Genomic DNA, 6,000 nt, shown 5'->3' on the forward strand with positions numbered 1-6,000 from the left:
CGTCCGCGCTCGGGTCAGCCGCAGCAGTCCGGGTCCAGGCCGACCGGCAGGTGTTCGCCGCCGAACACCGCGCACGTGGCGTCGTGGCCGCCCAGCGCGGCCACGGCCAGCAGCAGGGAGCCGGCCGTCCAGGTGGTCAGCTCGCGGGGCCAGATGGCGTCGTCGTCGAAGACGTAGCCCGTCCAGTACAGGCCGCTGTCCGCGTCCCGCAGGTGCTGGATGGACTGGAGGATCTCCAGGGCCCGGTCGGACTCGCCCATCGCCCACAGGGCCAGGGCGAGTTCGCTGGACTCGCCGCCGGTCACCCAGGGGTTCGGGACCACGCAGCGCACCCCCAGGCCGGGGACGACGAACCGGTCCCAGTCGCCCTCGATGCGGGCCTTGGCCTCCGCTCCGGTGAGCGCGCCGCCGAGGACCGGGTAGTACCAGTCCATCGAGTAGCGGTCCTTGTCCAGGAAGCGCTCCGGGTGACGGCGGATCGCGTGGCGGAGGGACCCGGCGGCCAACTCCCAGTCGGGCTGCGGCTCTTCCCGTTCCTCGGCGATGGCGAGGGCGCACCGCAGGGCGTGGTGGATGGAGGAGCTGCCTGTCAGCAGCGCGTCCGTCGTGGGCGTGCCGTCGTCCTCCCGGCGCCAGCCGATCTGACCGCCGGGCTGCTGGAGCCGCAGCACCCATTCGACGGCCGCGTAGACGGTCGGCCACATGCGGTCCAGGAACGTGTCGTCGCCCGTGGACAGGTAGTGGTGCCAGACGCCGACGGCTACGTAGGCGACGAAGTTGGACTCGCGGGCGCGGTCGGTGATCTCGTCGTGGACGCCGTCGGCGTAGGCGGCGTACCAGGAGCCGTCCTCGTTCTGGTGCCGGGCGAGCCAGCCGTAGGCCCGCTCGGCGGCGTCGTGCTCACCGGCCGCGTCGAGGGCCATCGCGGCCTCGGTGTGGTCCCACGGGTCGAGGTGATGTCCGCGGAACCACGGGATCGCGCCGTCCTCCCGCTGCACGGCCAGGATGCCGGCGACGGTCGCGGCGGCCTGCTCGGCGGTGAGGACCCCGGGCAGGACGAGGTGTTCTGTCCGGGGGGTGGTCACTCGGCGGACGCCCCTTCGGACAGCCGCGGCAGGTGCGGCTTGGTCGCGTAGACCACGAAGCTCTTGCCGATCAGCGGGTTGAGCGCCTGCTCGGCGAGCCGGGTGGCGAGCGGCTTCTTCATGATGTCCCAGACCAGCAGCTTGTGGTACGCCCGCACCGGCAGCGCCTTGTCGTTGTCCACGCCGAACGCGCACTTCAGCCACCAGTAGGGCGAGTGCAGCGCGTGCGCGTGGTGGCTGCCGTACGGCCTCAGCCCGGCCTCGCGGACCTTCGCGACCAGTTCGTCGGCCTTGTAGATGCGGATGTGGCCGCCCTCGACCTCGTGGTAGGCGTCGGAGAGCGCCCAGCAGACCTTCTCGGGGCCGTAGCGCGGCACGGTGATCGCGATGCGCCCGCCCGGCTTGAGCACGCGGACCATCTCCGCGAGCACGCCCTTGTCGTCGGGGATGTGCTCCATCACCTCGGAGATGATGACGACGTCGAAGGAGTCGTCGGGGAAGGGCAGGGCGAGGGCGTCGCCCTCCATCGCCGTGGCGGTGGCGCCCTCCGGGGCCTCCCCGGCCTCCTTCATCGCCGCGAACCACTTGGCGACCTCGCGGATCTCCTCGCCGTTCTGGTCCAGGGCCACGACCTGGGCTCCGCGCCGGTAGCACTCGAAGGCGTGCCGGCCGGCTCCGCAGCCGAGGTCCAGGACACGGTCGCCGGGGGCGAGCGGGAACCGGGAGAAGTCGACGGTCAGCACGTGGCCCTGCTTTCGGAGGAGACGCCTGCAACACTTGCCGGGGCCGCGGAGCGGCCGGGGGTCCGGGCCGCGGAGCGGCTCGGGGAGTGGCCCGCGGAGCGGGCGATGGCCTCGCGGTAGTGGGCCACGGTGCCCTCGGCGGCGCGGGCCCAGGTGAAGCGGTCGAGCACCCGCCGGCGGCCCGCGTGGCCGAGGCGCGCCCGCAGCTCCGGGTCCCCGAGCAGCCGGGTCAGACCGGCGGCCAGCGCCCCCGCGTCGCCGGGCGGTACGGCCAGGCAGGTCTCGCCGTCCGGCCCCGCGACCTCGGGGATCGCGCCGCCGGTGGTAGCGAGCAGCGGGGTGCCGGTGGCCATGGCCTCGGCGGCGGGCAGCGAGAAGCCCTCGTACAGGGAGGGCACGCAGGCCACCTGCGCCGAACGGATCAGGTCGACCAGCTCGGCGTCGGAGATGCCCTTGACGAAGTCGACGGCGCCTTCGAGGCCGTACCGCTCGATCGCCTGCGCGACGGGGCCCTCCTGCGGGCGCTTGCCGACGACGACGAGGTGGGCGCCGGGGTGCTCGGTGCGCACCTTGGCGAGCGCCTCCACGAGGAACACCAGGCCCTTCAGCGGCACGTCGGCGCTGGAGGTGGTGACGATCCGGCCCGGCACCTCGGTGACGGCCGGATTCGGCGCGAACAGGTCGGTGTCGGCGCCGATGTGGACGACGTGGACCCGGTCGTCCCGGACGCCGAGGTGGTCCACGATCTCCTGGCGGGAGCTGCCGGAGACGGTGAGGATCGAGGGCAGCCGGCGGGCGACGCGCTTCTGCATGCGGGTGAAGGCGTACCAGCGGCGCACGGAGTAGCGGCGCTGCCAGGTCTCGGCGGCGTCCAGCTCCAACTGCCGGTCCACGGTGATGGGGTGGTGGACCGTGGTGACCAGGGGCGCGCCGATGTCGCCCAACAGGCCGTAGCCCAGGGTCTGGTTGTCGTGGACGACGTCGAACTCGCCGCGCCGGGCGCGCAGATGCCGGCGGGCGCGCAGCGAGAAGGTCAGCGGCTCGGGGAAGCCGCCGGTCCACATGGTCCCGACCTCCAGGGCGTCGATCCAGTCCCGGTACTCGTCCCGCTTCGGGGTGCGGAAGGGGTCGGGCTGGCGGTAGAGGTCGAGGCTGGGCAGCTCGGTGAGGGTGAGGCCGGGGTAGCCCTCGTCGAGGACGGGGTACGGCTGGGAGCCGATGACCTCCACGCGGTGGCCGAGGCGGGCCAGCTCCCGCGAGAGGTGCCGTACGTAGACGCCCTGGCCCCCGCAGAACGGGTTCCCTTTATAGGTGAGGAGCGCGATGTCGAGCGGTCGTCCGCCGTCGGCAGCGGGTTCCTGGTCGGCACCCGCTTCCCGGGCCTCAGCGGTCACTCCGTGCCCCCTTCTGCCTGCACTGTCCCGCGAGACTACGACGGGACGCTAATCTAGAACAAGTTTCAGACTTGATCGTTCAAGAGGCTCTGAATCTACCGGCAGGTAGGGGCGCTGTGAGCAGTGGATCAGGTGATTCGCGCCACGGCGCGCCGCCCTGCCATGCTGTCCGATCACGAGCCCAACAGACGGCCTCACCGACTGTCACGGAACGGGGACCCATGCCTGCGGAAGCCAGCACCTCGCGTCCGGCCTCGCCCCTCACCGAGCGGCAGGAGGCCCGCCGTCGCAGGATCCTGCACGCGAGCGCGCAGCTGGCCAGCCGGGGCGGTTTCGACGCCGTGCAGATGCGTGAGGTCGCGGAGTCGTCGCAGGTGGCCCTCGGCACGCTGTACCGCTATTTCCCGTCCAAGGTGCATCTGCTGGTCGCGACCATGCAGGACCAGCTCGAGCACATGCACGGGACCCTGCGCAAGAAGCCCCCGGCGGGCGACACGGCCGCCGAGCGGGTCGCGGAGACCCTGATGCGGGCCTTCCGGGCGCTGCAGCGCGAGCCGCACCTGGCGGACGCGATGGTCCGCGCCCTCACCTTCGCCGACCGCAGCGTCTCGCCCGAGGTCGACCAGGTCTCCCGCCAGACGACCGCGATCATCCTGGACGCGATGGGCCTGACGGACGCCACCCCCGAGCAGCTCTCCGCGGTCCGGGTCATCGAGCACACCTGGCACTCGGCCCTCATCACCTGGCTCTCGGGCCGCGCCTCCATCGCCCAGGTGAAGGTCGACATCGAGACGGTGTGCCGGCTGATCGACCTGACGGAGCCGACGGGGCACGGGTGACGCGGACACGGAGAAAGGCCGCGGGGCACAGAGAAGACCTACGAGACGGGTTCCCTTCGCCGGCATGGTCCGGATCAGGTGATGGGGGTCGCCGTCCGGCCTGACTGCTGCCTTCCAGCCTCTCAGCCCTACCGCCGCTGTCGGCCCGGGCGGATGCCTGCGCATCCCGCCTGAGTCGGCTACTCCGGTCGGACTCCCTCACTCGCCTCGTAGGCTGATACCAGCATAGAACGGATACCGCCTGACGGAACCCCTCATTTCCTACCAATTCACCCCAAGTCCCACCCTCGTCAGCCGATCAGGGTCAGCCCGCTCCAGCTCCGGCCGATCGGCGTCCGCGCCGCCCACTGGTCGAGCAGGCGGCGGGCCTCCTCCTCGGGCGCCGCGAAGGACACCCGCTGGGCCCCCGCGTGGGTCTTCCGCTCCTGCTCGTGCGTGCCCTCGCTGCAGCAGGCGCACAGGACCTCGTAGCCGCTCGCCGGCTCGGCACCGTAGCCGTGCCGGTCGAACAGCTCGATCAGGTCGTCGACGTCGGCCACCTCGCTCGCGTTGACCGTCGCGGTCAGCGTCGGCAGGTCGGAGGCCTGGAAGAGGAGGAGCTCCTCGAAGACGGGGTATTCGCGCCCCTCGATGACCCGTCGCCCCTTCGGTTCCCCGTCGTGGACGACGATCTCGCCGTAGCGGCGTCCGCCGGTCACCGGCACGTTCACCACCCGGCCGCGCGTCGGGCAGAGCCGGTCGATCCAGACGACCTCCCGTTCCCCGCCCGTGTCCAGCCGGACGCACGCCGGCCCGAACCGCCCGTTGATCTCACCCTCCCCCGGCGGGAGTTGGATACCGAACCCCTCCCAGGCGTCCCTGGCCGTCGCCCAGTCGCGCTGGATGGTGGCCGCGATGCCGAGGTTCCAGTACGCCGGATCGCCCTCACCCCGCGGAGCCCGGGCGGCGGCCTCGCGGCCCAGTTCGTACGCCTTGCCCCAGTTGCGGAGGAACTTGTGGGCGAGGGCGGCGTCGTACCACCACACCGAGCTCTTCGGCTCGTCCGGGTAGTGCGCGAGGACCCGCTCGAACAGCCCGGCGGCGGTCGGCCAGTCCTCGGCGTCCCAGGCCTCGTAGGCCTGGTCGATCAACTGCTCGGCCTCGGACTTGTGCACTCTTCCCCACCCTGCTCGCCATGTCGCGGTACGCCGGAACCGCAGGAGCGTACCCCGGCGCCCTCCGGGACCCGGCTGTGACAAGGGTGATACAGCACCGGGTTGTTCCCTCCGGCCGCGGTGGTGATGATGGGCTGCATGGCTGAGCACGGGGGTGAGGCGGAGGAGACGCCTCGTCAGAGCATTCCCAGGTCACGGCTGTACGACTATGCCGAGATGACGCTTCCTTCACCGGAAGGGGCGGCGTCCGCGAACGCACATCCGGGACGTACCGAACCGGGCACGGAGGCGGCACCCGACCCGACGCCCGCCCCCGACGAACAGCCCGAACCGGCTGAACCGGCCGAAGCGACCGAACCGGCCGCACGGACCGAAGCGGCCCCGGAGACCGAGGCGCGCGAGCGCGCGTTCGCCGCCCTGCTCGGCGAGTTCCGCCGTACGCCGGTCCTGGTGCCCCTGGGTGACGGCTCGGGCCCGGACTCCGAACGTGGCTTGCTGACGGCCGACTTCAACGGCGTCCGCTTCATCCTGGCCTTCTCCGACGAGCAGGCGCTGGCCCGTTACGCCGTCGCACGCGGTGAGGCTGCCCGGGAGTGGACGTACCAGACGATCCTCGGCGCACGCCTGCTGGACGTCGCCGTTCCCGCGGCCGGGGTGCCGTGCGGGGTGGCGTTGGACTGCGCGGACGGTGAGGACGGGATGGTCTTTCCTCCGGTGCGCGGGATCGTGCCGGACGAGGTGGCGGTGGACGTCGCTGCGGCGGCCGAGGACGAGGGGAACGAGCG

General features: G+C 72.0%; 6 protein-coding genes. 2 read left to right on the forward strand and 4 right to left on the reverse strand.

Translation table 11 applies throughout. The annotated features are described in order from the left end of the window. Positions 1-14 precede the first annotated feature (14 nt). From OO52_RS38295 to OO52_RS38305, 3 genes are read right to left on the reverse strand one after another with little or no spacing between them, the layout of a single operon-like run. A complete protein-coding gene (locus OO52_RS38295) occupies positions 15-1,085 on the reverse strand; it encodes a prenyltransferase/squalene oxidase repeat-containing protein (protein ID WP_030655741.1) in 1,071 nt (356 codons plus the stop codon). Next, positions 1,082-1,828, reverse strand: coding sequence for a class I SAM-dependent methyltransferase (locus tag OO52_RS38300; protein WP_030655742.1), 747 nt, complete (start codon positions 1,826-1,828; stop codon positions 1,082-1,084). The genes OO52_RS38295 and OO52_RS38300 overlap by 4 nt, the downstream gene beginning before the upstream one ends. Then, on the reverse strand, positions 1,822-3,222 hold the full coding sequence (locus OO52_RS38305) for a glycosyltransferase family 4 protein (protein ID WP_030655745.1): 1,401 nt from the start codon (positions 3,220-3,222) through the stop codon (positions 1,822-1,824). Before OO52_RS38305 ends, OO52_RS38300 begins: the two co-directional genes overlap by 7 nt. Before the next feature lie 221 nt (positions 3,223-3,443). On the opposite strand from OO52_RS38305, the gene OO52_RS38310 reads away from it, so the two are divergent. After that, positions 3,444-4,061 carry a TetR family transcriptional regulator gene (locus tag OO52_RS38310; protein ID WP_030655747.1) on the forward strand — a complete coding sequence of 206 codons (618 nt, stop codon included), beginning with the start codon at positions 3,444-3,446 and terminating at the stop codon, positions 4,059-4,061. A gap of 290 nt (positions 4,062-4,351) precedes the next feature. Here OO52_RS38310 and OO52_RS38315 read toward each other — a convergent pair whose 3' ends face one another. Further along, a complete protein-coding gene (locus tag OO52_RS38315) occupies positions 4,352-5,215 on the reverse strand; it encodes a tetratricopeptide repeat protein (RefSeq protein ID WP_030655749.1) in 864 nt (287 codons plus the stop codon). 138 nt (positions 5,216-5,353) lie between these two features. On the opposite strand from OO52_RS38315, the gene OO52_RS38320 reads away from it, so the two are divergent. Next, a partial coding sequence (locus OO52_RS38320; protein ID WP_234339915.1) for a hypothetical protein occupies positions 5,354-6,000 on the forward strand: 647 nt, incomplete at its 3' end.

It is taken from the genome of Streptomyces flaveolus (assembly GCF_000716535.1).
GTDB classification, from domain to species: domain Bacteria; phylum Actinomycetota; class Actinomycetes; order Streptomycetales; family Streptomycetaceae; genus Streptomyces; species Streptomyces flaveolus_A.

Excerpts from the sequence above, each read along its gene's own strand:
- OO52_RS38310 (WP_030655747.1), top strand. The coding sequence starts at position 3,444 with ATGCCTGCGGAAGCCAGCACCTCGCGTCCGGCCTCGCCCCTCACCGAG.